General features: G+C 71.7%; 27 protein-coding genes, 1 other RNA gene, 2 pseudogenes and 1 riboswitch. Of the genes and pseudogenes, 13 read left to right on the top strand and 17 right to left on the bottom strand.

Annotated elements, in window-relative coordinates; genetic code table 11:
- Positions 1-167: 167 nt before the first annotated feature.
- The 4 genes and pseudogenes from BM414_RS23270 (at position 168) to BM414_RS23285 (ending at position 3,675) form a co-directional block, all read left to right on the top strand.
- The gene (locus BM414_RS23270; protein WP_175551767.1) at positions 168-992 is read left to right on the top strand and encodes a transposase family protein; all 825 of its coding nucleotides are present in this window, start codon (positions 168-170) and stop codon (positions 990-992) included.
- A 54-nt stretch (positions 993-1,046) separates the two neighbouring features.
- Positions 1,047-1,370, top strand: a pseudogene (locus BM414_RS23275) (ABC-three component system protein); the annotation flags it as partial.
- On the top strand, positions 1,367-1,840 hold the full coding sequence (locus tag BM414_RS23280) for an ABC-three component system middle component 2 (protein ID WP_139246009.1): 474 nt from the start codon (positions 1,367-1,369) through the stop codon (positions 1,838-1,840). The pseudogene BM414_RS23275 and the gene BM414_RS23280, both read left to right, overlap by 4 nt.
- Positions 1,841-1,842: 2 nt before the next feature.
- On the top strand, positions 1,843-3,675 hold the full coding sequence (locus tag BM414_RS23285) for an AAA family ATPase (protein ID WP_093583460.1): 1,833 nt from the start codon (positions 1,843-1,845) through the stop codon (positions 3,673-3,675).
- A 210-nt stretch (positions 3,676-3,885) separates the two neighbouring features.
- Here the strand turns inward: BM414_RS23285 and BM414_RS23290 are convergent, their stop codons facing one another.
- From BM414_RS23290 to BM414_RS23315, 6 genes and pseudogenes are all read right to left on the bottom strand, one after another.
- Complete coding sequence (locus tag BM414_RS23290) at positions 3,886-4,851, bottom strand: toll/interleukin-1 receptor domain-containing protein (RefSeq protein WP_175551763.1); 966 nt, start codon at positions 4,849-4,851, stop codon at positions 3,886-3,888.
- Between the two features lie 299 nt (positions 4,852-5,150).
- Complete coding sequence (locus BM414_RS23295; protein ID WP_093583464.1) at positions 5,151-5,498, bottom strand: hypothetical protein; 348 nt, start codon at positions 5,496-5,498, stop codon at positions 5,151-5,153.
- Complete coding sequence (locus tag BM414_RS23300; RefSeq protein WP_093583466.1) at positions 5,495-5,911, bottom strand: hypothetical protein; 417 nt, start codon at positions 5,909-5,911, stop codon at positions 5,495-5,497. Before BM414_RS23300 ends, BM414_RS23295 begins: the two co-directional genes overlap by 4 nt.
- 113 nt (positions 5,912-6,024) lie before the next feature.
- Complete coding sequence (locus BM414_RS23305; RefSeq protein ID WP_139246011.1) at positions 6,025-6,234, bottom strand: hypothetical protein; 210 nt, start codon at positions 6,232-6,234, stop codon at positions 6,025-6,027.
- 197 nt (positions 6,235-6,431) lie between these two features.
- Positions 6,432-6,661: pseudogene (locus BM414_RS23310) on the bottom strand (IS5/IS1182 family transposase); the annotation flags it as partial.
- Positions 6,662-6,996: 335 nt separating this feature from the next.
- Positions 6,997-7,668, bottom strand: coding sequence for a nuclease-related domain-containing protein (locus tag BM414_RS23315; RefSeq protein ID WP_175551764.1), 672 nt, complete (start codon positions 7,666-7,668; stop codon positions 6,997-6,999).
- A gap of 369 nt (positions 7,669-8,037) precedes the next feature.
- On the opposite strand from BM414_RS23315, the gene BM414_RS23320 reads away from it, so the two are divergent.
- Positions 8,038-9,147 (top strand): tyrosine-type recombinase/integrase, encoded by a 1,110-nt coding sequence (locus BM414_RS23320; protein ID WP_093583472.1) that lies wholly within the window; start codon positions 8,038-8,040, stop codon positions 9,145-9,147.
- A gap of 24 nt (positions 9,148-9,171) precedes the next feature.
- On the opposite strand, the gene rnpB is transcribed toward BM414_RS23320, so the two are convergent.
- Positions 9,172-9,583: RNase P RNA component class A (gene rnpB, locus BM414_RS23325), an RNA gene on the bottom strand.
- Between the two features lie 201 nt (positions 9,584-9,784).
- Positions 9,785-9,946, top strand: a riboswitch (cyclic di-AMP (ydaO/yuaA leader).
- Between the two features lie 268 nt (positions 9,947-10,214).
- Between rnpB and BM414_RS23330 the strand changes: the two genes are divergently transcribed.
- On the top strand, positions 10,215-10,829 hold the full coding sequence (locus BM414_RS23330; RefSeq protein WP_093583474.1) for a VldE C-terminal domain-containing protein: 615 nt from the start codon (positions 10,215-10,217) through the stop codon (positions 10,827-10,829).
- A 101-nt stretch (positions 10,830-10,930) separates the two neighbouring features.
- On the opposite strand, the gene BM414_RS23335 is transcribed toward BM414_RS23330, so the two are convergent.
- Positions 10,931-11,650 carry a PIG-L deacetylase family protein gene (locus BM414_RS23335; RefSeq protein ID WP_093583568.1) on the bottom strand — a complete coding sequence of 240 codons (720 nt, stop codon included), beginning with the start codon at positions 11,648-11,650 and terminating at the stop codon, positions 10,931-10,933.
- 78 nt (positions 11,651-11,728) lie between these two features.
- Positions 11,729-12,088: a DoxX family protein gene (locus tag BM414_RS23340; RefSeq protein WP_093583476.1), complete on the bottom strand. Its 360-nt coding sequence runs from the start codon at positions 12,086-12,088 to the stop codon at positions 11,729-11,731.
- Between the two features lie 24 nt (positions 12,089-12,112).
- Between BM414_RS23340 and BM414_RS23345 the strand changes: the two genes are divergently transcribed.
- Positions 12,113-12,865 (top strand): sulfite exporter TauE/SafE family protein, encoded by a 753-nt coding sequence (locus BM414_RS23345; protein WP_093583478.1) that lies wholly within the window; start codon positions 12,113-12,115, stop codon positions 12,863-12,865.
- A 27-nt stretch (positions 12,866-12,892) separates the two neighbouring features.
- On the opposite strand, the gene nadA is transcribed toward BM414_RS23345, so the two are convergent.
- Both nadA and BM414_RS23355 read right to left on the bottom strand, forming a co-directional pair.
- Complete coding sequence (gene nadA / locus BM414_RS23350) at positions 12,893-13,924, bottom strand: quinolinate synthase NadA (protein WP_217644903.1); 1,032 nt, start codon at positions 13,922-13,924, stop codon at positions 12,893-12,895.
- A 137-nt stretch (positions 13,925-14,061) separates the two neighbouring features.
- Complete coding sequence (locus tag BM414_RS23355; RefSeq protein ID WP_093583480.1) at positions 14,062-14,652, bottom strand: dihydrofolate reductase family protein; 591 nt, start codon at positions 14,650-14,652, stop codon at positions 14,062-14,064.
- Positions 14,653-14,811: 159 nt separating this feature from the next.
- Here BM414_RS23355 and BM414_RS23360 point away from each other — a divergent pair, with 159 nt between their 5' ends.
- Genes BM414_RS23360 through BM414_RS23370 form a run of 3 tightly spaced genes read left to right on the top strand, consistent with a single transcriptional unit; the run spans position 14,812 to position 17,305 of the window.
- The gene (locus BM414_RS23360) at positions 14,812-15,687 is read left to right on the top strand and encodes an ABC transporter substrate-binding protein (protein WP_093583482.1); all 876 of its coding nucleotides are present in this window, start codon (positions 14,812-14,814) and stop codon (positions 15,685-15,687) included.
- Positions 15,648-16,565, top strand: coding sequence for an amino acid ABC transporter permease (locus tag BM414_RS23365; protein WP_217644904.1), 918 nt, complete (start codon positions 15,648-15,650; stop codon positions 16,563-16,565). Before BM414_RS23360 ends, BM414_RS23365 begins: the two co-directional genes overlap by 40 nt.
- A complete protein-coding gene (locus tag BM414_RS23370; RefSeq protein WP_093583484.1) occupies positions 16,562-17,305 on the top strand; it encodes an amino acid ABC transporter ATP-binding protein in 744 nt (247 codons plus the stop codon). The genes BM414_RS23365 and BM414_RS23370 overlap by 4 nt, the downstream gene beginning before the upstream one ends.
- Positions 17,306-17,389: 84 nt before the next feature.
- Here BM414_RS23370 and BM414_RS23375 read toward each other — a convergent pair whose 3' ends face one another.
- From BM414_RS23375 to BM414_RS31065, 6 genes are all read right to left on the bottom strand, one after another.
- A complete protein-coding gene (locus tag BM414_RS23375) occupies positions 17,390-18,484 on the bottom strand; it encodes a bifunctional RNase H/acid phosphatase (RefSeq protein WP_093583485.1) in 1,095 nt (364 codons plus the stop codon).
- Positions 18,481-19,221 carry a zinc ribbon domain-containing protein gene (locus BM414_RS23380; protein ID WP_093583574.1) on the bottom strand — a complete coding sequence of 247 codons (741 nt, stop codon included), beginning with the start codon at positions 19,219-19,221 and terminating at the stop codon, positions 18,481-18,483. Before BM414_RS23380 ends, BM414_RS23375 begins: the two co-directional genes overlap by 4 nt.
- Positions 19,222-19,378: 157 nt before the next feature.
- On the bottom strand, positions 19,379-21,031 hold the full coding sequence (gene mctP, locus BM414_RS23385) for a monocarboxylate uptake permease MctP (RefSeq protein WP_245784931.1): 1,653 nt from the start codon (positions 21,029-21,031) through the stop codon (positions 19,379-19,381).
- Positions 21,032-21,034: 3 nt separating this feature from the next.
- Entirely contained in the window at positions 21,035-21,316 is a 282-nt protein-coding gene (locus tag BM414_RS23390) for a DUF3311 domain-containing protein (RefSeq protein ID WP_217644905.1), read from the bottom strand.
- 71 nt (positions 21,317-21,387) lie between these two features.
- Entirely contained in the window at positions 21,388-22,236 is an 849-nt protein-coding gene (locus BM414_RS23395) for a Nif3-like dinuclear metal center hexameric protein (protein ID WP_093583489.1), read from the bottom strand.
- An 11-nt stretch (positions 22,237-22,247) separates the two neighbouring features.
- Positions 22,248-22,394 carry a hypothetical protein gene (locus tag BM414_RS31065; protein ID WP_245784932.1) on the bottom strand — a complete coding sequence of 49 codons (147 nt, stop codon included), beginning with the start codon at positions 22,392-22,394 and terminating at the stop codon, positions 22,248-22,250.
- A gap of 13 nt (positions 22,395-22,407) precedes the next feature.
- Between BM414_RS31065 and BM414_RS31070 the strand changes: the two genes are divergently transcribed.
- The 3 genes from BM414_RS31070 to BM414_RS23410 all read left to right on the top strand — a co-directional run bounded on the left by BM414_RS31070 (position 22,408) and on the right by BM414_RS23410 (position 25,698).
- Positions 22,408-22,611, top strand: a complete 204-nt coding sequence (locus BM414_RS31070; RefSeq protein WP_245784933.1) for a hypothetical protein — start codon at positions 22,408-22,410, stop codon at positions 22,609-22,611.
- Positions 22,612-22,710: 99 nt separating this feature from the next.
- Complete coding sequence (locus BM414_RS23405; RefSeq protein WP_093583491.1) at positions 22,711-24,663, top strand: FUSC family protein; 1,953 nt, start codon at positions 22,711-22,713, stop codon at positions 24,661-24,663.
- 63 nt (positions 24,664-24,726) lie between these two features.
- Positions 24,727-25,698 (top strand): alpha/beta fold hydrolase, encoded by a 972-nt coding sequence (locus tag BM414_RS23410; RefSeq protein ID WP_245784934.1) that lies wholly within the window; start codon positions 24,727-24,729, stop codon positions 25,696-25,698.
- Positions 25,699-25,781: the final 83 nt, after the last annotated feature.

Genomic DNA, 25,781 nt, shown 5'->3' on the forward strand with positions numbered 1-25,781 from the left:
ACAGTGAGCCTTTCCCGGTAGCGGGTGATCCGCAGGTCAGAAGCGACACGCCGACGGCGGCCAGATGACCGGAGACGACGCAGGACCTCGGTAGGAGGGACGTCCTCTCACAGATCGTCTTCCTCACCCGAGGTCCTGCTGTGTCTGATCCTGTCATCTACACCGCCGTGCTCCCGGTCGATGAGGACACCGTGCAGTTCGTGTCGGCGCTGCTGGCCGCCGACCGGCGCCGACGTCGCACCCGGCCCAAGCGCCGAGCGCTGGGCTGCTACCGGCAGGCGGTGCTGGTGCTGCGCTGGTTGCTCGACGGCACCCGGCTGGCGCAGCTGGCCGCCGACAACGCCATCGGCCGCTCGACGGCCTACCGCTACCTGCACGAAGGCATCGACGTGCTCGCCGAGCGCGCACCCGGGCTGCGCGGAGCGCTGCTGGCCGCCCGCGCCGCCGGGTATGCGCATGTCACCGTGGACGGCACGCTTATCCGCACCGACCGTTGCCACGTTCCCGGCCCGACCGCCCGGACCGACCGATCCGGCCGCCAGGTGGATCTGTGGTGGTCGGGCAAGCACGCCGCCCACGGCGGCAACGTGCAGGTCATCGCCGCGCCCGACGGCTGGCCGATCTGGACCTCGCCGGTGCGGCCCGGCCGCGAGCACGACACCACCGCGCTACGCACCCATCCCGAGGCGTTACCGCTGCTGGCCGAGTGGACCGACGCCGAGCACGCCGCCCTGGCCGACCTGGGCTACGAAGGCGAGCGGGAGGCGCTGACCACCCCGATCAAGCACTCCGCCGAGCGCCGGCTGACTGCGGACGAGCGCTGCGTCAACCTGCTGCACGCCGCGGTCCGGGCTCCCGCCGAACGCGGCAACTCCCTGCTCAAGACCAGCTTCAAGGCGCTGCGCCGGGTCAGTCTCTGCCCCTGGCGCATCGGCGCCATCACCGCCGCCGCTCTGGTCCTGCTCCACCACATGCACGACCGCACGACATGATCAACACGCCGTGGAGACCGTTACTGGGAATGGCTCAGTGGCACGCTCTCTGCGCATCCAAAGTTCGGTGGGCACTTCAGGCGGCAGCGGTTCAGCTTCTACTCGGCCGAAGCACTGCGCATGGACGTGCGTGACGCCGTCCCGGAAGGGACGTTTGAGCGTCTCCAGGACGATATTCACGCGGGCGTCATCGAAACGGTCGAAAGCGAGCACGCCTCCGGCATGTTGCGGCTGACCGCAGCCTTGAACCACGCAACCCTACTCGACCTCAGCGCCCATCCACTGGTGTCTCTTGCCCGTCCCGACGACCGCAAGGGAATTTGCCACCAACTCGCGAACGACCACAAGATCGCGTGGACGTCAGGCGCGACGACATGAAACCGCTCAACAGCTCGCTCGAAGTTGGCCTTCGTGTGCTGCTGATTTTGCAGAATGCATTCCCCGAGCACCTCGATCTCAATCAGCTCGTCCTGCTCGATCACAGCGTCTTGCACAGCGCTGACCTTGGAGGCCCGGAAAGCCTGCATCCACCGGTGCCGGTCCGCGCGAGCGAGCTCGGCGTGAAACGTCAGGCAATCGAAGCGGGATTAGAGGTCATGATTCGCGCGCACTTGGCCCACGTCGGCGTCGGCGACGGCGGCATCGAGTTTTGGGCCGGCGAAGCAGCCGACGGCTTCATCAAGCTGCTGGAGACGGAGTACGCGGCTCAGCTAAGCACCCGCGCCGCCTGGGTAGTGCAACACTTCGGCACCCTAGACGAGCAGACGCTGCGTGCAGCTCTCTCCACCGTCGCTCAACACTGGTCGGAGGAGTTCGCCACGGCAGCTGCCCCAGAAGAGTTGCACTGACCATGGCCCAACTTAAGCTCACCCACCTAACGTTTATTGGCACGTCAGTTGAGCCCGCCCAGGTGGAGTTTGGTCCGTCGGTGACCATCGTGCGCGGCCCCTCCGACACAGGAAAGTCCTTCATAGTTGACGCACTGGACTTCATGCTCGGCGCTAACGCGTTGAAGGAGATCCCTGAGCGCGAGGCGTACTCGACGGTGCTGCTTGGTCTGGAGATGCCTGACGGCGAAGCGGTGACCTTGACGCGGTCGGTCAACGGTGGAAATCTCGGGTTGTATCTGAGCGATATCCGGGACGGTCCGCTCACCATCCCTGACCAAACGCTCACACCCAAGCACAATGCTGCCTCAGTCACGAACATCTCGCGATATCTGCTCGGTGCCATCGGCATGGACGGAAGGCAGGTCCGAAAAAACGTCCGGAACGCCACGGATAGCCTGAGTTTCCGGAATGTGGCGCACTTGTGCGTCGTCGACGAAACTCAAATGCAGGCTGAAACGCCGCCCGCGCTCACTGGCAACTACGTGACGAAGACTAAGGAGGTCTCGGTCCTGAAAATGTTTCTTCAGGACGAGGATGACTCAGGGTTGGTTGAAGTAGAATCACAGTCGGAACTTGTAAAGCTCAGCAAGGCCAAGATTGACGTCGTCGAGCGCCTTCTGCGGGAGCTAGAGGCTCGGCTCGCGGATGAACCGGAAGCCTCCGAGCTTCGAGACCAGCTTCGACGACTCACTGCCACGATTGAGGAGCAGAGCAGCCCCATCAGCGATCTTGTTGAGTCTCGTACTGCGCTCAGCGCTGCGCTTCAGGACCGACAACGCGAGTTAGCGCAGCTTGAGACCGAATGGGGCGACACCGGCGCCCTCCAGAACCGGTTCGATATCTTGCGACGAAAGTATGACTCTGACCTAGCTCGCCTCGACACCGTGCGCGAAGCTGGCAACCTGCTCGGGTACTTCACCGCTGGCACCTGCGCATTCTGCGGCGCCGAGCCGGAAAATCAACACAACAACACCGAATGCGATGGCGATACCACAAGCTTCGGCGCTGCTATCGACGAGCAGGTGCGCCGCACACGTGCATTGGCAGACGACTTGCAGTCGACTATTGCCGACGTGGCCGAGCGCCGCCAAGAGGTCCGACGGCTAGCGACATTGTCGATCGGCGAGCGCGAGCGGCTGATACGAAACCTGGCCGAGGTCGAAAAAACCTTGACTCGGAGCAACACCGCTCTCAAGGACCTGCTCAGCAAGCGAGCTTCCATCGAGCGTTCCTTGGGACTTTATGACCAGATCGAGGCCCTTGAGAAGATGAAGCGAGTTGTGGTCGACGAGGCCACCGCAGAGACCGCGGCCGTGGCGGCCTCTGTAAACCTTCGGGCGCAGCGGGAATTCTCTCGCGAGCTAGTCGAACGGCTAGCGGCCTGGGGCTTCCCAAATCCTAACGACGTCCGCTACGACGCCTCTGCCCAAGACATTGTGGCCGGCGATCAGCTCAGGTCCGCCCATGGCAAAGGTGTGCGGGCAATCTTGCATGGCGCGTTCACTCTTGGGTTAGCGAAGTACTGCTCCGACCGGGATATTCCGCACCCCGGTTTCGTAGTTCTCGACAGCCCGCTTGTCACCTATCGGCCGCCTGATCAAATGCAGGCCGAGGACGGAGAACCGCCAGCAGACGTAGTCACGGCGTTCTACCAAGACATCCAGCGCCACGCCATCGGCCAGGTGATCGTCATGGAGAACACGGATCCCACTGAAGCGCTCGACGCACAGACAACCGACATTATCTTTACCGCCAGTGGCTTCGGACGATACGGTTTCTTCCCAGTCGAGTGAGGTGCGAGCCGCTCCGTGGTTCAACACGCGCATCTACATCTTTGACCCACTGTCCTTCTAACGCATGCGCCTCCCTCGGGCGTCACTCACCCATCTGTCAGGGCGTCGACGGTTGGCAGCAGTCTTCTAACAGTTCTCATCGCGCGGCGGAGTAAACAAGATCACGGACCCTGTGCACGGGACCCGGCGGCCCTCTTGCCAGCGACTGCGCTAGGAAGCGGCCGCCTTGTCCTTGCCTTGGTTGCCCCCGAGAGCACGAAGCGCGCTGTCCAGCATCTCGACTAACTTGGGATCAAAGTCGGATGCCGACGTGTCGACGAAAGCGGAAGGGCGATCGATGTTCCAGTTCGCGAACGCCTCCTTAAGTTCAGGCCAGGTCGCGCGCTGCCCGTAGACTCGGAGGTAGAACCGACCAAAAGCGATGGCATGAAGGCGGTCGGCGCACTTCAGAGCCTCGACCGTGAAGGACCTGCCCAGGGAGAATGTGTACTTCGCGCAAGCCCCTAGAAGTGCGATGACAACCACCGCACGAAGGGTGGTGTAGGCAAATTCTACCCACCCGCTCGTGGCGGCTGGCGTTCGCCCCAGAACAGTCACGACGAATCCGAGTGCGCCGATCAAGGCCAGTAAACCAAGGATGTACCAAGTCATGCCGAGGACTCGGTAGCGGCGTTCGGACCGTTCTTGAGCCGCAATGGCCTCACCAACGTACTCTGCTGCATTATCCTCGATAAACTTTCGGGTCTCTTCTTCCTTCTCTTCTGCCGCCGCCCTGTTGCCGAGGAAGGTAGCAACGGCGCTCGCAACCTTCAGAGCGGTTCCCTCGGCGTCGTCGCTAAGGTCCCTGATCACCTGCACGGTTTGAATCGGCGGTGGGATTCGGATGTCGCCAAGAATGATTGGGACGACAAGCATCCGACCCGAGTCGCGTGCGTAGGCTAGGGCGGCTCCAAGTTCCGTCATCACGAACGGAGACTGAGTGGAGTTTGTCGAGAGAACCGAGACCAGCACTTCCGCCGAGCGCAGCGCCTCGTTTAACACCTCCTGCCAATCCTGACCAGGTGTAAGGATAGCGTCATCAGTAAGGACGGTGTGCCCCAATGTCTGCAAGGACGAGGCCAGCGTCTCGACATACGAGACATCGGAACGGCTGTAAGAGATGAAGATTTTCGCCATAACCCTACTCATTCGCAGAAGCCACGCGTCTCTGGGCGCGGCGCGCGTAGCCTAGCGACTTGAGCTGAGACTCCCGCTAAACGATCTCCGCCCGGCTCGATTGCCAGTCCCCCAAGATGTTCTCTTGGCCAGGCGGGGCAACCTGGCCTTGATGTTCCGTCGGTCAAGATGCAAGGCGTGACGGGGACGATCCACGCTGTCCCGCAGGTCGTCGGGGTGCTTCCTCGATGCCGCCATGCCTCTCATCCTCACGTGCATTGGGAGCCTCCATCGGACCCGGGGCGGGACAGACTTGCGGATTACCGGAGCTCCAGGACGTCGGGGTTCGGTCCCAGGCACCACTGCCACAGCGGGACGATGTAGCGGCCGGGGGTCGTCTGGTGGCGCCGCCAGTAGCCGTGCAGAGCGCAGATGCGCCACTGGTAGGCCGGCGGCGTCTCGTCCCACTCGTCGGCGGTCAGACGGGTGTAGCAGCGCGGGCAGCGGTCCTCCAGCAGCGCGGCGATGACGTGCAGGCTGTACATCTCCTCGGCGTCGACCCATGCGGGCACGTACACCGTCACCACCGGCCGGGCCGGGGAGCGCACGGGCGGGTCCGGTGGGGACGTGGGCAAGTCGACCCACGGGCTCGGGGACCAGGTGGTCATCGGGGCGGCTCCTCGCGGATAGCGGCGGTCACGGCGTCGGGGTCCGGGGCGAGCAGGTGCCGGTTCCGGGTGAGCACGTCGGCGTAGGCGGCGTCGTCGGGCCGGTAGTCCGCGACCCGCGTCGCCCAGGGCATGAGTTCCGCGGGGTCGTTGGCGCACCAGTCGCTGAACGCCCCGTCGGACGAGTCGGCGTAGATCGCGAGCAGCACGTCGGCGGGGATGGTGTGGCAGGCGGCGGTGCGCTCGTCGAGGTGGGCGAACAGCTTCCCCAGGTCGGTGAACTGGATGCTGACCGAGCTGGAAGGGAGCGCGCAGCCGCAGCACTCGATGCAGCCGGCGACGTGCTCGTACACGTACACGTCCTCGTACACGTACACGTCGGAGCCGTCCCAGCCGAACCGGGCGTAGCTCATGCGATCACCTTGACCGCGGACGGCGGGATGCCCCGAGCGCGTATGTCGGGTTCTGACGCATGCGGACTAGGAGAGCAGGCCTAATGGGCTTACGTCGCGCCCTGTAGCTCGTATCAGTCGTGGAAGCGCAGCACTGGCTCGCGGAAGCCGCCCTGCGGGCCGCGGTCCAGGCGCAGTGACGTCGACGCGCCGGAGCGCAGCTTCTCGACATGCTCGTCGCACAGCGCGAGCTCGACCTCCCGGGCGACGAAGTTCAGAGACCCAATTTGCGTCGCCGGCTGGTCGCAGGCGTCGGCGTTGCACGTGCGCCCGAGGTCGGTCATGAAGCCCAGCATGCAGGAGGGCGAAGTCAGGGGCGCGCTGCGCGGACGGTCACAGCGTGTCGAGGAGGGTCGCCCGGTGAGCGGGCACCCAGTGCAGCCGATCTTGCCACCGGCCGGGCGCTCACTCGACCTCGAGGAGGCACAGCCCCCACCAGCCGTCCTCCGGCGCGGCGGCGACCGACCAAGGAGACGTTGCATTAGTCGGTGGGGAGCCTGCGAGCGCAGATGAGGGTGACTGCCAGACGGACCAGCGCGGCGATAGCCATGGCGGAGCGGGTCGTAGCGCAGCGCCAGGCGTTTGTAGGACAGCAGCCAGCCCCAGCGTGTGCTCGACGACCCAGCAACGACCAAGCTGAGTGCTGGAGTCCCGGCCGATGCGAGAGATCCGCTCAGTGATGCCGCTCTGGCGCAGGTAGAGGCGGACTCTTCCGACGCCTCGGCATACCCAACGCCGCTCCCCCCTCAGCCAACGAACCTTCCCGCGCCTGGAGAAGCCAAGATTGCGAGCCGACACCTCTTGCATCTCGGCGACACGGCGCCGACCCAGGCAGGGCTTCTTCATCCGCGGGCACCAACCTCACTCGCACGTCATGGCTGCCTCGATTCACTCGTCACAACGAGTTGCTGGCCCGACAGTGCATGAGGTGTGTCGCCTCGTGATCATGAATGCTCCAGTTGAGTTGGAACGGCGACTCCGGTCAGGCGGAGCCGCCAGCGCTGCAGCCTCAGGACACGAGCGGACGCGGCAGCCCTACGGCTGGCTCACGAGCGACGAACGGAGATCTGCAACAGGTCGTCGTCCGCCGCTGCCGCCAACTGAGCCACCTGATCGCGGTGCAGCCTCTGCGGCCGGCTGATGAGCCAGTCGGCCAGGTGCTCTCCCTCGACGTAGGTCACCCCGCCGGCGCTCTCGACGCGCTGCGGGAACCGAGCCCACACCACGACCACTGGTTCGGGCTGAGGGACGGCCAGGCCGCTCCGGAGCGCAAGGGCACGGGCTACCGCAGTCCCGGCGCGTGCCTGCCTTCCGCGCTGTCCACGGGCGGTCCACGCCGCGTCCGGGTTGTCCCTCGGCGTGATGGTCGCTCCGGCGTCGTCGACGTTCACCACGCCGCTCCACGCCTTGCTGTCGAGCACGAAGACACCGGCGGGCCCGACCACCAGGTGGTCGACGTTGCCGGCTCGAGGCCAATCGAGGTCGTGCACCACATGCCAGCCCGACCGCAGGAGGGGCCTGAGCGCCCGCGCGGTGTGCCGCTCCCCTTCTGCGCCTGTCCCCCATCGCTCGATGTGCTGGGGCGGCGACTTCCAGGCGACGACGAAGAGCGCCAGGCCTGCACCGAGCACGACGCCACCGTTCCAACGCAGCCAGCCGTCCGTGAACGCGGTGAGGGCGATCGCCGCAACCAGGAAGGGCGACACGATCAGGAGCAACGGTCCGAGGACCCGTTGCCGCCACCGACGGCGCAGCCGTCGGTAGTGCTGCTCGGCGTACCGACCGGCTCGGGACGAGCGCTTCCACGAGCTCACGACGTCACCATCGGCCAAGCGGCGCCCGACAGCAGTCGGGTGGCCTCGTACCTCACCACTGCAGGGGAACTGGAGGCTTTCTGCAGTCCCGTCTTGAGGCTGACAAGGCGGCCTTGAGCCACCGGTCCGGCTGCGGTGCACGGAACTCCGTCCGTCCACAGGCGCCGCCCGCTCCACAAATCCCGCCGGACGCGTCCACTGCCTGCGGCTCCGCGCTAGTCCGTGGGATTAGCGGCTGGAGATCCCGCCCGCTCGGTCTGGCGAGGAGACGGCATGGCCAGCATCTCGAGGCGACCCAACGGCACTTGGCAGGCCCGCTACCGCGCCGCCCCCGGCGGCCCGCAGCGGTCCCGCGTCTTCACGCGGAAGGTCGACGCCCAGCGCTGGCTCGACGAGGTCCGCGCCAGCATCGTCACCGGCCAGTACGTCGATCCCCGCGCCGGCCGCCAAACCGTCCGCGAGTACGCCGAGCAGTGGCGCGCTGCCCAGGTGCACCGGCCGACCACGGCCGCCCACGTGGAGACGATGCTCCGCCGGCACGTCTACCCGAGCCTCGGCGACAAGCAGCTGTCCGCCGTCCTGCCGAGCGACGTCCAGGCCCTCGTCAAGCGCCTGTCGAAGACGCTGGCGCCGGGCACGGTCGGCGTCGTCCACCGCATCCTGTCCGCGGTCTTCAAGGCCGCGGTCCGGGACCGCCGCATCATCGCGTCGCCCTGCACGGGAACACGACTGCCGAAGGTCCACAAGCAGCGCATCGAGCCGCTGCCCATCGAGGCCGTCCGCGCGCTCACCGAAACCGTCCCCGAGCGCTACCGGGCGCTGATCACCCTCGCCGCCGGCACGGGTCTGCGGCAAGGCGAAGCCCTCGGGCTGACCGTCGACCGGATCGACTTCCTCCGCCGGCAGCTGACCGTCGACCGGCAGCTGGTCACCATGCCCGACCGCCCGCCCTATCTGGCGCCGCCCAAGACCCAGGCCTCGGTCCGGGTGGTGCCGCTCCCCCAGGTCGTCGTCGACGCCCTCGCCGCCCACCTCGCGCGGTGGCCGAGCGACGGCTTCGTCTTCACCACCGACCTCGGCAACCCGATCCGCCGGACCGCCTTCTCCGCCACGGTGTGGCGCCCGGCCGTCCGCGCGGCCGGCCTGGACGACACCGTGACCTTCCACGGCCTCCGGCACTTCTACGCCAGCCTGCTCATCCGGCACGGGGAGTCGATCAAGACCGTCCAGGCCCGACTGGGCCACGCGAGCGCCTCCGAGACCCTCGACACCTACAGCCACCTGTGGCCGGACTCCGACGACCGCACACGGGCCGCGGTGGACGCCGTGCTGGCTCCCGCGGCTGAGGAACATCTGAGGAACGGGGACGCCCGCCGGACCTGAAACCGCAGGTCAGGCGGAGGGCGACGGACGAGTCGGCCTGTACGCCGGGTTCTGTCCTCGGGCGCCTCGCGGCCTCCCGATGGGCGGTCATCCATCTAGGCCCGCCGTTGCCGGCGGGCTCGAGCGGTCCACCCGCAGGCTCGGGCGGGCAGCCCTCGAACGCCTGCGCAGGACGACGTCCGGTTGCCCAGCCGCCGTCCCTTCTCGACCTTGCTCCGGGTGGGGTTTACCGAGCCGCACCGGTCACCCGGTGCGCTGGTGGTCTCTTACACCACCGTTTCACCCTCACCAGCGGCGAGCCGCTGGCGGTCTGTTCTCTGTGGCACTGTCCCGCGGGTCACCCCGGGTCGCTGTTGGCGACCACCCTGCCCTGTGGAGCCCGGACGTTCCTCGGCGACGGGGTCTCCCCCGCCGACGCGACCGCCCAGCCGACTCGTCCGTCGTGCCGGTCATCCTACGGCCCCGCCGAGGCTGCCGGACGTAGCCCACGGCCCGTCGACACGCTGCCGTCCGAAACGACACGCCGGGGATGACCAGGCAGATAACCAAGAGGACCGGCTTCGGATTGTCACAAGCCGATAACACCCCTACGGTTTCGGCGTCCGGCAGGTCGTCACCGCCCCACCCGGGGAAGCCGTGCCGGACGCCGCCGAGTCGTGATCCACCTCGTGGACGCGAGCCGGGGACCCACCGAACCACTGGGGTGAGTCCCGCCTCCGAGTTCGCTCGGAGGTGGGTAGGGCGCAACCTCCCGCCCGAACCCGTCAGCTGACCCGGTAGGCGGCACAGGAGAGAACGGAGATCCGCACACGGGGTGCGCCGCCGGCGCCCTTCCCGGCGTGCCCGCACCCCCACGAACCTCCGCCGCGACCCGCCCTGCACATCTGCCGGTCGCCGCGTGGACGGGAACGGACCTCGACGGCCTCCGCGTCGGCCTGCCACCCAGCGGGTCCTCCGCCTGGCCCTGTGTCCGGCTGCCCGTCTCGGCCTCGTGCCGCCCCTCGATCACGACAGGCCCCGCCGATCCACGGCGGCCTCGGAAACACTCGTCAGGAGCTCTCTTCGTCATGCCCTCGAACACCCACCGGCGCACCCTGCGCCGCTCGCTCACCGCCGGCGCCCTCGCCGTCACCTTCGGCCTGGCCGGGCAGTCCGCCGCCCAGGCCGATCCCGGCCGCGACTGGGACCGCGGCGGGGACCGCTGGGACCGGACCGCCAACACGGCGCCCGCCCAGGAGGCCGCCCCCGCGGCGGCTCCGGCAGCAGCGGCTCCGGCGGCAGCGGCTCCGGCGGCGGCAGCCGCCACCGCGGTGGTCGCCGTGTCGGCCGACCTCACCGGCAAGCCCACGCCGACGTCGACCGCCTACAGCGCCTGGGCTGCGCACGTCCGCCCGGTCGTCGCGGAGGTCACCCAGACCTTCGGGGTGTCCACGGTCCTCACCCGACCCGGGCACTCCCCGACCCAGCAGCTCGCCGCGGACTTCATGGTCTACGCCGACTCGGCGAAGGGCGACGCCGTCGCGCAGTACGTCATCGACAACGCGGCGCGGTTCAACGTGGAGTACGTCATCTGGAAGCAGCGGATCTTCATGATCGGCGGCTCCGGCTGGCGGGCGATGGAGGACCGCGGGTCCGTCACCGCCAACCACTACGACCACGTGCACGTGAGCTTCAACCCCTGATCGGCCGGGACGCGGCCCCGGGTCCTCCGGGGCCGCGTCCCCTCGACCCACGCCCCCTCGACGCACGCCCCCTCGACGCACGACCCTCGACCCGCGCCCCCTCAACCGGCGTAGAGGGCGAACCCGGCCACCCGCCGGCCGTCCACCTCGGGGGTCGCCATGTCGACCTGCCGGCGCGCCTGCTCCTCGACCGGGTCGTCCGACAGCGCCTCGAGGTAACGCCGGTGCTCGGCGAGTGAGGCCACCGCACGGTCGACGACGCCCGTGACGTCGACGGTGTGCGTCACCTCGAACGGCGTCGAGACGGCCGTCCAGCGCACGCCGCGCCACGGCTCCTGGGCGGAGATCTCGGGGAAGATCCACTCGTTGGCCGCGTCGCCGACCGCGTCGAGCGCGCAGCGGCCCAGCGCCCGGTGGTCGGCGCTGTTCCAGTACGCCGGCGCGATCCCCGGCGGCGTCCACGTGTCACCGGGGTGCATCGTCACCACCAGGTGCGGCCGGTGCCGCCGGATCGCCGCGGCGAGCGACCGGCGCAGGTCCAGGCCCTCGGTCAGCCGGCCGTCGGGGTGCCCGAGGAACTCGACCACCGACACACCCACCACCGCGGCCGCGGCCCGCTGCTCGCGTTCGCGCAACGGCCCGGCCTCCTCCGGCGGCAGCCCGGCGATGCCGGCCTCGCCGCTGGTGGCCAGCACGTACCGGACGTCGCGTCCGGTCGCCGTCCACGCGGCGACGGCGGCAGCGCACCCGTACTCGACGTCGTCGGGGTGGGCGACGACGACGAGCGCGCGCTCCCAGTCGTCGGGCAGTGGTTCGGCCATGCGGGCAGTGTGCCCGGGCCAGCGCGCCGCGGCGGGCTCGGGACGCGCGGCGGCGACGACCCCGACCTCCACCGCTCCTCAGCGCCCGCGGGCCACCCGCAACGCGGCGGCGATCATCGGCGCCTGCAGCGGCAGCCGCACCGCCGCGGCCGCCAGGAGCGCCGGCCGGCCGCGCGCCACGCGGAAGTGGTGCAGGTGCGCCGGCAGGAACGAGGCCAGCAGCCCGGCCGCCGCCCATCCCCCGGCCCGCCGGGTCGCCGGTGCCGCCAGCAGCGCTGCGGTGCCGACCTCGGCCACGCCGCTGCCGAACACCCAGGCGCGCGCGTCGCCGAGCTCGGGCGGGACCAGCCACTGGTAGGTCCGCGGCCGCACCAGGTGCAGCACGCCGGAGCCGCCGAGGGCGGCGGCCAGCCAGGTCGCCGGGGCGGGGAGGCGCATGGCGTCACCGTAGGCTGCCGCTCCGTGCCAGCCGCCGACCTGCTCGTCGCGGCCGCGGTGTCCCTGGCCGCCGGTGTCATCAACTCGATCGCCGGCGGCGGGTCGCTCATCCTCTTCCCCACCCTGGTCGCGCTGGGGCTGCCGACGGTGGCGGCCAACGTCACCAACTCGGTGGCGCAGTGGCCCGGCTACCTCGGCGGCATGGCCGGGTTCCGCCGCGAGTACGTCGGTCAGGGCGGCCGGATGGTGCGCCTCGGCGCCGTGTCGGTCCTCGGCGGCACGGCCGGCAGCGTGCTGCTGCTGACCACGCCGAGCGAGGCCTTCGACGTCGTCGTCCCGGTGCTCGTGCTGCTCGCCAGCCTGCTGCTCGCGCTCCAGCCCCTGCTGACCCGCCGGCTGCGCGACCGTGACGACGGCACCACCCGCGACCCCTGGTGGCTCTACCTCGCGCTGTTCCTCGCCACCGTCTACGGCGGCTACTTCGGCGGGGCGCTGGGGGTGATCCTGGTCGGCGTCCTGGGGACCGCGCTGCACCGGCTGCAGCTGGCGAACGCGCTCAAGTCGGCGTTGTCCGCGGTGACGGCGAGCGTGACGCTCGTCGTCTTCGGCCTCTTCGGACCGGTGGCCTGGCAGGTGGTCGCCGTCGCGGCGCCGGCCAGCCTGGTGGGTGGCTTCGTCGGCGCCCGGATCGCCGGCCGGATCCCCGTGACGCCGCTGCGAGTGTTCATCGTCGTCTTCGGCGTCGCGGTGTCGGTCTACCTGTTCACCCGGATCTGAGCCGTCGGCCGCTGTCCGCCCGGCGGCTCACTCCCCGCCGCGGCCGGGCTCGCCGATGGCGACCATCGCCTCCACGGCGCGGCGCGCGCGGGCCGCGGTCTCCGGGTCGACGTCGATGGCGCCCTCGCCGGTGCGCAGCGTGTGCAGCAGCTTCGCCGGGGTGATCATCTTCATGTAGCGGCAGGCCGCCCGCTCGTTCATCGGGATGAACGCCGTCCCGGAGTTGAGCGAGCGCAGCTGGTGCAGGATGCCGACCTCGGTGGCCACCAGCACCTGCGAGGCGCGCGTGGTCGCGGCCTCCTCGACCATCCCGCCGGTGGACAGCACGCGGGTGCGGTCGGCGGGCAGGTCGCCGTGGCTGACCAGGTCGAGCACCGAGGTGGTGCAGCCGCACTCGGGGTGCACGAGGATCTCCGCGTCCGGGTGCGCGGCCACCTGCGCGCGGACGTCGGCCGGGCTGATGCCGGCGTGCACGTGGCACTCCCCCGCCCACACGTGGATGTCCTCGCGCCCGGTCACCCGCTTGACGTGCGCGCCGAGGAACTGGTCGGGGCAGAAGAGGATCTCCCGGTCGGCCGGGATGGAGCGGATGACGTCGGCGGCGTTCGACGATGTGCAGCAGATGTCGGTCTCGGCCTTCACCGCGGCGGTGGTGTTCACGTAGCTGACGACGACGGCGCCGGGGTGCTCGGCCTTCCACTCGCGCAACTGCTCGGCGGTGATCGAGTCGGCCAGCGAGCACCCGGCGGCGTGGTCGGGCAGCAGCACCGTCTTGTCCGGCGAGAGGATCTTCGCCGTCTCGGCCATGAAGTGGACGCCGCAGAAGACGATCTCGCGGGCGTCGGTCTGCGCGGCGACCCGCGACAGGTAGAGGGAGTCGCCGGTGAAGTGGGCGACGTCCTGGATCTCGGGCACCTGGTAGTTGTGCGCGAGGACCACCGCGCCGCGCTCCTCGGCCAGCCGGCGGACCTCGGCCGCCCAGGTCTCGTACTCGGCGGGCGACAGGGTGCGCTCGTCGCCGACGACGGCGGAGGTGGCGGGCGCGATGGTCGCGGTCACGGGGGCTCCTCGTGGGATGGCGCGGGGGGCTCATCGTCCCCGTCCTCCCACCGGCGGCGGGAGCGGGGTGCTCCGTGCAACGCTCCCCCGCCCCTGCCGCATCCCGGGGCCCCGGCGCCGGACGTCACCGCCGGACGTCACCGCCGGATGTCGTAGACCAGGTGGGTCACCCTGCTCCCCTGGACGACCTGCGGGTCCTCGAACTGGAGCTCCGGCGGCCCCCCGGCGCCGAAGAACGGCCGGCCCGACCCGAGGACGACCGGGACGAGGCAGAGCGCCAGCCGGTCGACCAGGCCCTCGCGCAGCGCCTGTCCGCCGACGTCCCCGGCCGAGACCGTCACGTCCCGGTCGCCGGCGAGCTCCCTCGCCCGCTCCATCCCGGTCCGCACGTCGGGCACGAAGCTGAACGGCGCCGTCCCGAGGTGCGCCCAGTCGTCGGCGGGCCGGTGGGTCACGACGACGACGTGCTCACCGTTCGGGGGGACGCCTCCCCAGCCGTCGGTGATGTCGAACAGCCGGCGACCGCAGACCATGACGGCCATCCGCGACCTCGTCGCGCGCAGGAACTCCGCCGTCTGCGGGGTCACGTGGAAGCGCCGGTCCTCGTCGCTGAAGGTCGTCTCGACGTCGCCGTTCTCGTACCAGTCGAACAGCGGCCCCGGCATGTCGTCGTCCCGGGCCACGTACCCGTCCAGCGACACCGCCGCGAACACCACGACAGCACCCATGGCGCACCTCCTCGATGCCGGCTCCCCGGTGGAGCCGTCTACCAGGGGAGACGGGTCCCGCGTCTTCAACTCATCGGTTGAACATGCCAGGTGAGGCCGGACACACGGGACCCGGTCCTACGATCTGCGCGCCGATCCCACCCAGCAAGGGACTCCCCGATGCACCGTCGTCCGCTCCCCCTCGTCCTCGCCGCCACCGCCGCCCTGGCCCTCGTCGCCTGCGCGCCGCAGGAGGAGTCGACCGACGCCGGCTCCACGAGCGGCGGCTCCTCGGCCACCGGCGCCTGCACGCCCGACGAGCTCGACACCCTCGAGCCGGGCACGCTCACCATCGCCACCGACGAGCCGGCCTACGAGCCGTGGTTCGTCGACGACGCCCCGGAGAACGGGGAGGGCTTCGAGTCCGCCGTCGCCTACGCCGTCGCCGAGCAGCTGGGCTACGCCGAGGACGACGTCACCTGGACGCGGGTGCCGTTCAACGCCGCCATCCAGCCCGGCGCCCGGCCGTTCGACTTCGACGTCAACCAGTTCTCCATCACCGAGGAGCGGCGGCAGGCCGTCGACTTCTCCTCGCCCTACTACACGGTCAGCCAGGCGGTGATCACGACCGCCGGCTCGGCGGCCGAGGGCGCGAGCAGCCTCGACGACCTGCGCGGCCTGCGCCTGGGTGCCCAGGTGGCGACGACGAGCCTCGACGTCCTCACGGACGTGATCGCCCCCGAGAACGACCCGGTCGTGTTCAACACCAACGACGACGCCAAGCTCGCCCTGCAGAACGGCCAGGTGGACGCGATCGTGGTCGACCTGCCGACCGCCTTCTACATCACCGCCGCGGAGCTGGACGACGGCGTGATCGTGGGCCAGCTGGAGGACTCCGGCGAGGGTGGCGACCAGTTCGGCCTGCTGCTGGCCAAGGACAGCCCGCTCACCGACTGCGTCAGCCAGGCCGTCGACGCGCTGCGCGAGGACGGCACGCTCGACGAGCTCGAGCAGCAGTGGCTCTCCGACGTCGCCGACGCTCCCGTCCTGTCCTGAGCACCGTCCTCTCCGGCGGCGGGAGCCCCGCGCTCCCGCCGCCCAGCGAGCTCGAGCTCGGCCGCCGGGCCTGGCGCCGCAGCCGGGCCCGGCGCTCGACGCTCGTGGCACTGGCCTCCACGCTGCTGTTCGCCGCCGTCGCCTACCTGGCGGTCACCAGCTCACCGGGCTGGCCGCGGGTGCAGGCCACGTTCTTCTCCCCGTCGGTGGCCCTGGAGTCGCTGCCCGACATCGCCCGCGGGCTGCTGGTCAACCTGCAGGTGCTCGTCGTCGGCGGGTTGCTCGTGCTGCTCGTCGGCCTGGGCACCGCGGCCCTGCGGACGCTGCGCGGGCCGGCGTTCGCCCCGCTGCGGCTCCTGGCCACGGCCTACGTCGACCTGTTCCGCGGGATGCCGCTGATCATCGTGCTGTACCTGGTCGGCTTCGGGTTCCCGGCGCTCGGCCTGCAGGGCGTGCCGACGTCGCCGTTCGTCCTGGGGACGGCGGCGATCGTGCTGGTCTACTCCGCGTACGTGGCCGAGGTCTTCCGCGCCGGCATCGAGTCGGTGCACCCGAGCCAGCGCGCCGCGGCCCGCTCGCTGGGGCTCACGCACCGGCAGACCATGCGGATCGTGGTGCTGCCGCAGGCGCTGCGCACGGTCACCCCGGCGCTGCTCAACGACTTCGTCGCGCTGCAGAAGGACGTCGGGCTGATCTCGGTGCTGGGCGCGGTCGACGCGGTCCGCTCGGCGCAGATCCAGGTCGGGCAGAGCTTCAACTTCACGCCCTACGTCGTCGCCGGGCTGCTGTTCGTCCTGCTCGCCGTCCCCTCGGCCCGGCTCGCCGACGCCGTCACCGCGCGCGCCCGCCGCCGCCAGCAGAGCGGGAGCCTGCTGTGACCGTGCTGGAGCTGCGCGGGATCGTGAAGGCGTTCGGCGACGACGTCGTGCTGCGCGGGGTGGACCTCGCCGTCGACGAGCACCGGGTGGTCGCGCTGATCGGCGGCTCCGGGTCGGGCAAGTCGACGCTGCTGCGCTGCGCGTCGCTGCTGGAGACCGTCGACGACGGGCAGGTGCTCCTCGACGGCGAGGACGTCACCGACCCGCGGGTCGACGCCGACCAGGTGCGCCGCCGGATGGGCGTCGTCTTCCAGGCCTACAACCTCTTCCCGCACCTGTCCGTGCTCGACAACGTGACGCTCGCGCCGACGGTCGTGCACGGGCGCTCGAGGGCCGAGGCGGTCGAGGAGGCGCGGGCGCTGCTGGACCGGATCGGGCTGGCCGACAAGGCGGCCGAGTACCCCGACCGGCTCTCCGGCGGGCAGCAGCAGCGCGTGGCGATCGTCCGCGCCCTCGCCGTCCGCCCGCGGGTGCTGCTGCTCGACGAGGTGACCAGCGCCCTGGACCCCGAGCTGGTCGGTGAGGTGCTCTCGCTGGTGCGCGAGGTGGCCGCGCAGGGCATGACGATCGTGATGGCCACCCACGAGATGGGCTTCGCCCGACAGGTGGCCGACACGGTGGCGTTCCTCGACGGCGGGGTGCTGCTGGAGTCCGGCCCGCCGGCGCAGGTGCTCGGCGAGCCGCAGCACCCGCGCACGCGCCAGTTCCTCGCCCGCGTGATCGACGCCGGCCGGCTCTAGAGGGCCCCTCCCCATCGGCGAGATCGGCGATCTCGTACGCCCTGGGCCGTCCAGCCGTGCGAGACCGCCGATCTCGCCGGGCCGCTACCTCAGGTGCGACGTGTCGTTGACGACGCGGACGGAGGTGCGGCCGTCGGAGCTCCACGCGACCGTCGACAGCGACGCCGCCTCGAGGAACACCCGGTGCACGACCTCGTCGCCGACGCCGAGCCCCGCGGCCAGGAGCAGCTTGATCGGCGTCACGTGGCTGACCACGAGCACCGTCTGCCCGGCGTACCGGTCGAGCAGCCGCTCGCGCGCCCGGGCCACGCGCTTAGACACGTCGGCGATCGACTCGCCGTTCGGCGCGGCCACGGTGACGTCGGCCATGAACCGGCGGGCGGCCAGCGGGTGCTTCTCGCGGGCCTCGGTGGCGGTCAGCCCCTCGAGGTCGCCGAAGTCGAGCTCCACCAGGTCGTCGTCGAGCTCGACCTGCAGCCCCAGGGCGGCGGCCACGGCCTCGGCGGTCTCCCGCGTGCGGCGCAGCGGCGAGGCGACGACGACGTCGATGCCCAGCTCCTTGGCACGCGCGGCGGCGGCCTCCGCCTCCGCCCGCCCCGTGGCCGACAGCGGCAGGTCGTTGCGGCCGCTGTAACGGCGCTCGGGGGTGTGCTCGGTCCGCCCGTGCCGCAGCAGGTGCGTGACCGTGGTGACGACGGGTGCCGGCTCGGCGGTGGGCTGGACGTCGTCCTCGGTGACCGACGGCTCCGCGGCCACGTCCCGGTGCACCGGCCGGCCGTCCATCGCGCTGTTGGCCAGCGCGTCGGCGGCGCCGTTCTGCGCGCGCGGCACCCAGGTGTAGCGGACGCTGCCCAGCTGCCGGGCGATGGCGCGGGCCTGGACGGCGAGCTTCTGCATGTCCGGGTGCTTGATCTTCCAGCGGCCCGACATCTGCTCGACGACGAGCTTGGAGTCCATCCGCACCTCGACGTCGGCGCTCGCGTCGAGGTCCAACGCCGCCTGCAGCCCGGCCACCAGCCCGCCGTACTCGGCCACGTTGTTGGTGGCCCGGCCGACCGAGGCGGCCCGCTCGGCGAGCACCTTCCCGGTCCGCGCGTCGCGGACCAGCGCGCCGTACCCGGCCGGGCCCGGGTTGCCTCGCGATCCCCCGTCCGCCTCGACGACGAACCGGCCGCTCACAGCCCGGACTCAGCGGTGCGCACCAGGATCCGGCCGCAGTTCTCGCAGCGGACCACCTCGTGCGGGTCGGCGTTGCGGACGGCGGCGAGCTCCCGGCCGTTGAGCTCGATGCGGCAGCCCTGGCACGCGCGCGCCCGCAGCATCGCCGCGCCGGTGGTGCCGGTCTGGGTGCGGATGCGGTCGTACAGCGCCAGCAGCGGAGCCGAGAGGCCGGCGGCGACCTCGTCGCGCTTGGCCCGGTGCCGGGAGGTGGAGTCGGCGATGTCGGCCAGGGCGTCGTCGCGCAGCTGCTCGGCCCGCTCCCGGTCGGCGACGGCCGAGGCCTTGCCCGTCTGGGCGTCGGCCAGCGCGGCGTCGGCGGTCTCCCGGCGCTCCATGAGCTCGAGCACCTGGTCCTCGAGGTCGGACTGCCGCCGCGCCAGCGACTGCAGCTCCGACTGTAGCGAGGTGATCTCCTTCGGCGTCGCCGCCCCGGAGTCGATCCTCGACTGGTCGCGGGTGGCCCGCTGCCGGACGGTGTCGACGTCGGCCTCGAGCCGCTTCTGCTCCCGGTCGAGGTCACGCACCTCGGTCCCGGCGCGGACCTCGGCCTCCGCGAAGGTGCGCTCGGCCTCCGCCGCGGCCTCGACGGCGGCCACCTCGGGCAGCGTGCGCTGACGGTGGGCGAGCTGGGTGAGCGCGACGTCCTCGTCGGCCAGGGCCAGGAGCTTCTGCTGCTCGAAGTGGTCGGCCTTCACCACCTCAACCTACCGGGGCACCGCCCCGACCTCTGGTCCTCGGCCCCCGTGCAGGGCCCCGTCGCGAGCCTGCGAGCGGTGGGGGGCACGGGGGTCCTCCGGCTACCGGGACACCGCCCGACCCCCGGCCCACGGCCGGGGACCGGGGGTCCTCCCGCTACCGCCGACCGCCGGACTCCCCCACCGTCTTCTCCAGACCCGGAGGCGTCGACTGCAGCGGGTCGGGCAGGTCGCGGAAGGTGGGGTCCTCCCGCTCGGCGGTGTAGTCGGACTGCGCCGTCGCGTCGACGCCGTCGGGCACCTTCATCGCCCGCAGCAGCAGCGTGACCAGCACGGCCACCACCAGGTTGGCCAGCAGCGCGAGCAGGCCGGTGTAGACGCTGGAGGCGACGTCGAGGCCGAGCTTCGACAGCGCGAACGACGAGCCGCCGAAGTGCTCGCGGACGACGGTGCCGTCCGGACCGATGCGCGGGATGTTGTAGAGCATCACCAGGCCCGCGAGCATGCCGGCGAACCAGCCGGCGATGAGCCCGCCGCGGTGCAGCCAGCGGGTGTAGAGGCCGAGCGCGACGGCGGGCAGCGTCTGCAGGATGATCACGCCGCCGATGAGCTGCAGGTCGATGGAGAACTGCGGGTCGATGAAGAGGATCGCCGCGACCGCGCCGAACTTGACCACCAGCGAGACGATCTTGGCGACCTGCGCCTCCTGCCGCGGGGTGGCGTCCTTCTTCAGGAACTCCTTGTAGATGTTGCGGGTGAACAGGTTGGCCGCGGCGATCGACATGATCGCGGCCGGCACCAGCGCGCCGATGCCGATGGCGGCGAAGGCGACGCCGGCGAACCAGCTCGGGAACATTTCCTGGAACAGGACCGGGACGACCGTGTTGCCGTCGCCGCCGATCGGCGTGACCCCGGCGGCGATCGCCATGAAGCCCAGCAGCGCGATGAAGCCCAGCGCCAGGCTGTAGACCGGCAGGGCGCTCATGTTGCGCTTGAGCACGTCGCGGTTGCTGGCGGCCAGCACGCCGGTGAGGGAGTGCGGGTAGAGGAACAGCGCCAGCGCCGAGCCCAGCGCGAGGGTGGCGTAGCCCAGCTGCCCGGTGGCCGGCAGCAGCACGCCGGCCCCCGTCCCGGCGGAGAACTTCTCCTCGGCCGCCCCGAAGATCGCGTCCCAGCCGCCGAGCTTCACCGGGATGACGATCACCGCGACGATGATCGTCAGGTAGATCAGGGTGTCCTTGACGAAGGCGATCAGCGCCGGCGCCCGCAGCCCCGAGTTGTACGTGTACAGCGCCAGGATGACGAAGGCGACGATGAGCGGGAGCTCGCCCTCGACGCCCATCGCCTTGAGGATCGCCTCGATGCCGACCAGCTGGAGGGCGATGTAGGGCATCGTCGCGACGATGCCGGTGAGCGCGACGAGCAGCGCCATCCCCGGGGAGTCGAACCGGGCGCGCACGAAGTCGGCCGGGGTGACGTAGCCGCGCACGTGGCTGACCGACCACAGCCGGATCACCACGAGGAACACCAGCGGGTAGATCACCACGGTGTACGGGACGGCGAAGAAGCCCGCGGCGCCGGCACCGAACATCAGCGCCGGGACGGCGACGAACGTGTAGGCGGTGTAGAGGTCACCGCCGAGCAGGAACCAGGTGATCCAGGTGCCGAAGTTGCGCCCGCCCAGGCCCCACTCGTCGAGGTGCATGAGGTTCTCCGCGCGCCGCCAGCGCGAGGCGACGAACCCCATCACCGTCACGACGATGAAGAAGAAGATGACGATCGACAGCTCGACGACGTCGACCCCGTCCACGGCTCAGTGCCCCCCGTCCCGGTCGTGGGTCCTGCGGGCCGCCGCGTCCCGGGCGTCCCGGCTGATGGCGTCGCGGGCGGCGGCCTGGTCGGCCGGGCTGCGCCGCGTGGCGCGGTACACGATCACGGTGGTCAGCACGCCGAGCCCGACGAACACCAGCTGCACCCAGTAGAAGAACGGCCAGCCGAAGAGCGTCGGCTCGACGCGGTTGAACAGCGGGACCAGCAGCGGCACCACGATCGGCACCAGCAGCAGCCAGTTCCACGGGCTGCGGTCGCTGCGCACGGGCGCTCCGTCGGTCCTCCCCGGCGTGCCCGCGGGCGGTGTCGCTGCGCTGGCCATCCCCGTCCCCCTCCTCAGCCGGCCCGTCCGGCCGGGTCCTCCGCCGTCGAGCGGCCCCGGTGCACCGTCCACGGATCGGTGCGCACCCGCGAGGCGGAGGCCGCGACCCGCCCGGACAGGTCCGCGGTCAGCACGTCGGCGACCACGGGCACCCAGGGCCACTCGGACGCGAAGTGTGTCACGTCGCACAAGGCCGGACCGGACACCTCCTGCGACTCCGACACCGGGTGGTGGCGCAGGTCGCTGGTGAGGAACACGTCGGCACCGGCGGCCGCGGCCTCGGGCAGCAGCGAGCCGCCGCTGCCCCCGCAGACGGCGACCGTGCGCACGGGCCGGCCGGGGTCGCCGGCCGCCCGGACGCCGACCTCGGTGGCCGGCAGCACCGCGGCGGCGTGCGCGGCGAAGGCGGCCAGCGTCGTCGGCTCCGCCAGCTCCCCCACCCGGCCGAGCCCCTCGCGGGAGCCGGGGGCGGCCGGCTGCAGCGGGCGGGTGCCGGTCAGCCCGAGGACGGCGGCCAGCGCGTCGTTGACGCCCACCCCGGCGGCGCGGTCGGCATTGGTGTGCGCGACGAACAGCCCGCAGCCGGCCCGCACCAGCCGGTGCACCAGGCGCCCCTTCGGGTCGTCGGCGGGGACGCCGTGCACCGCGGTGAGGAAGAGCGGGTGGTGGGTGACCAGCAGCCCGGCGCCGGTCTCGACCGCCTCGTCGACGACGGCGGCGACCGGGTCGACGGCGACCAGCACGCGGTCCACCGGATCGGCCGGGTCGCCGCAGACCAGCCCGACGGCGTCCCAGCCCTCGGCGAGCGCGGGGTCGTAGCGGGCCTCCAGCGCGGCGACGACCTCGCCCAGGGTGGCGGTCACGGCCGCCGACCCTAGGGCGTGCGCCCCATCAGGACGCGGCGGTCGTGGACCTCGAGCCCCAGGGCCGCCTCCCGGGCGGCGAGCGTGGTGAGCTCCGAGCCGGGGTCGGTGACCGGGGTGGAGCCTCGGGCGGCGTACCAGGGCCCGTTCCACGGCACGTCGGCGTAGGTGGTGGGCGCGACCCGGTGGGCCCCGGCGGCGCGGGCGACGCCGACGACGGCGTCGGCGGGGCGGCAGGTCGGTGGTCCCGAGCGGCGCGAGGAGCGTGTCGGCGGCGGACTCGACGTCCGGCAGCCGGTCGAGGTCGGCCGGCTCGGCGTCGCGCACGTCGGCGTCCACACCGTCGTGCTGCCGCGGCGTCCCGGCTCACCGTGACGCGTCCTGGCTCGCCGTCGACGGTGAGCCAGGACGCGGCACGATCAGGTCAGCTGGTCATCCGCACCCTCCCGCGCGCCGGGTGGCAGGCTGCGGGGCGTGGCGGACAGGTCGCTGCGCGCACCGGCGTGGCTCGAGGAACTGGTCCGCACCACTCCCCCGCCGGTGCCGTGGCGCGACGTCGCCCGCTTCGCCGTCACCGTGCCCGCGCCGCTGGCGGTCGCCCTCGTCGTCGGCGGCTCACCGGCCCTCGGCGCGGGCGTCTTCGCCACCACCGGGGCGCTCGCGGCCACCCTCGCTCCCCAGGGCGGACCGCTGCGGGACCGGCTGCGGCGCACCGCGGCCGCCGTCGGCTTCGGCGCGGTCGGCCTGGTCGCCGGTCAGTTCGCCAGCGGCGGCGGGGTGCTGCCGGTGGTCCTGGTGGCGGTCCTGTCGGCGGCCGCGGCGGTGATCAGCTCGGTCAACTCGGCGATGTCGCTGGGCGCGCTGCAGCTGCTCGTCTACACCGCACTGGCCTCCGGGCTGGTCACGCCGCTGCCACAGTGGGCAGAGGTGTCCTTCTTCGCCGCCGGCGCGGCCTGGGCGGCGCTCACGACGCTGGTCCAGGCCGCCACCGAGCCCAGCGACCCCGACCGGACGGCGGTCGCGGCGGTGTTCACCCGCATCGCGGAGCTGCTCACCGCCGTCGGCACGGAACACACCGACGACGCCCGCCGCGACCTGACCACCGCGCTCAACGCCGCCTACGACCGCGTGATCCGCACCCGCAGCCTCGCCGCCGGCCGCAACCGGCAGCTGTCGGAGCTCGCCGGGGTCCTCAACGCCGCGGCGCCGCTGGTGGAGGCGGCGGTCGCCTCGGCCCGCGCCGGGGTGCACGCCGACCCGCACGACGTGACGGCGGTGCACGCGCTGGCCGCCGCCGTCCCGGGGGGGCGGGAGCTGCCCGCCGAGCGGCCGCCGGCGTTGGAGGACGGCCCCGCCGCGCGCCGCGCGGTGCGCCACGGCGTGCGGCTGGTCTGGTCCGTCGTCGGCGACCCCGAGGAGCGGGCGGGCGCGGCGGTCGCGCTCCCCCGGCCGCCGCTGGGGCAGCGGCTGCGCGACCTGGCCGACCGCACCCTCGGCAGCGCCGACACCCGCGACTTCGTCCTCCGGCTGACGCTGTGCATGACCGTCGCGGAGATCGCCCGCCAGCTGCTGCCCATCGAGCGGCCCTACTGGGTGCTGCTCACGGTCGCGATCGTGCTCAAGCCCGACTTCGGCTCGGTGTTCACCCGGGCGGTGCAGCGCGGCGCGGGCACGCTGCTCGGCGTCCTCATCGGCTCGCTGCTGCTGTCGTTCCTGCCGCGCGACGGCTGGGTGGTCGTGGCCATGGCGATCGCCGCGGGGCTGCTGCCGTGGGCCCGCGGCGCCAACTTCGGCCTGTTCTCGGTGTTCCAGACGCCGGTGATCATCCTGCTGCTCGACCTCGCGGTCCCCGGCGGTCCGGGACTGGTCGGTGCCCGGCTGGCCGACACCCTCATCGGCTGCGCGATCGTGCTGGTGTTCGGCTACCTGCTGTGGCCGCAGACCTGGCGGGCGCCGCTGGAGGACGCCCTGCGCGCGGCCGCCCTCGCCCTCGACGGCTTCGTCGGCGCCGCCTTCGACGGGGACCCGACCGCGCGCCGCCGCGCCCGCCGGGCCACCTACCGCGCGCTCACCGAGCTGACCACCCAGCTGCAGCGCCGGCTAGCCGAGCCACCGCCGATCAGCACCCGCGCCGTGGCCTGGTGGCCGGTGATCGTGCAGCTGGAGCGCACCGCCGACGCCGTCACCGAGGCGGTCATCGCCGTCCGGCACGGCGGAGAGACCCCCGAGCCGGGCCAGGTGGCGGTGCTGCGCCGGGCGCTGCGCGAGCTGGAGGACGACGTCCGCGCGCACCGGCTCCCCGACGACGCCGAGATCCACGCCGAGGGCGTGCTCGCCCCCGTCGCCCGGGAGGTCGACGCCGCCCGCCGGCTGGTCCGCGACGCCGCGCCGGGACGGCGCCCCGAGCCAGCGGCTCCGGGGAGCTGAGTCGCCGGTACCCGGGAGCTGCGCTGTCATGGACGGGTGCCGCTCCGACGACGTCCCGCCCCCGTGCCACCCCGCATCCCGGTCGTGCCGGGCATCGACGGCCCCCCGCCGCCGGGCTCGCGCACCGTCCGCACCGACGACGGCGTGGACCTGCACGTCGAGTTCGACGGACCCGAGGACGCCCCGGTGACCGTGGTCTTCTGCCACGGCTTCACCGCCCGGCTCGGCGAGTTCGAGCTGCAGCGCGCGGCGATCCGTGACCGCGCCCGGATCGTCCTGTGGGACCAGCGCGGCCACGGCCGGTCCCGCTGGGTCGACCCGCGGACGGCGACCATCGACCGCACCGGCCGCGACCTGGGCCAGGTGCTCGACGCCGTCGTCCCCACCGGTCCGGTGGTCCTGGCCGGGCACTCGATGGGCGGCATGACGATCATGGCGCTGGCGCGGCAGCGGCCGGAGCTGTTCGGCACCCGCGTCGTCGGCGCCTTCCTGCTGGCCACCTCGGCCGGCGGCCTGGTCGCGAGCGGGCTGCTCGGCAGGGCGGTCGAGCTGATGCGCAAGCTCCACCTGCTGCGGCTCTACCTGTGGTGGCTGCGGCTGCTGGCGCCGGGGCTGGAGCGGCTGCGCCGCCGCGGCACCTGGCTCGGCCACCGGTTCACCCGCCGCTTCCTGTTCGGCCGCGACGACGCCACGCGCGAGGCGGTCCGGGTCGTGCAGGCGATGCTCGAGGAGACGCCGCTGACGGTGACGCTGGCCTTCTACGGCACGTTCCTCGACCACGACGAGACGGCGTCGCTGGCGGTGCTGGGCCAGGTGCCGTGCACCGTCGTCGCCGGGCAGTACGACCGGCTGACGCCCGCCGCCCACGGCCGCCGGCTGGCCGAGGGCATCGGCGAGCGCGCGGAGCTGGTCGTCGTCCCCGGTGCCGGGCACAGCGTCAACATGACCCGCACCGCCGTCGTCGACCGGGCGCTCGCCGACCTGCTCGACCGGGTGGCGGCCGCTGGCCCCGAGTCGGCCCTGCGGGCAGGCTGACCACGGGCGCCTACTGTGTCCGGGACCACACGACCGCGTTCCGTCGGCCGGGTCGCTGGATACAGAACCGGCCGTCACCGAAT

The sequence above is a fragment of the Geodermatophilus amargosae genome, assembly GCF_900116515.1.
In the GTDB taxonomy this organism is placed as follows: Bacteria; Actinomycetota; Actinomycetes; order Mycobacteriales; family Geodermatophilaceae; genus Geodermatophilus; species Geodermatophilus amargosae.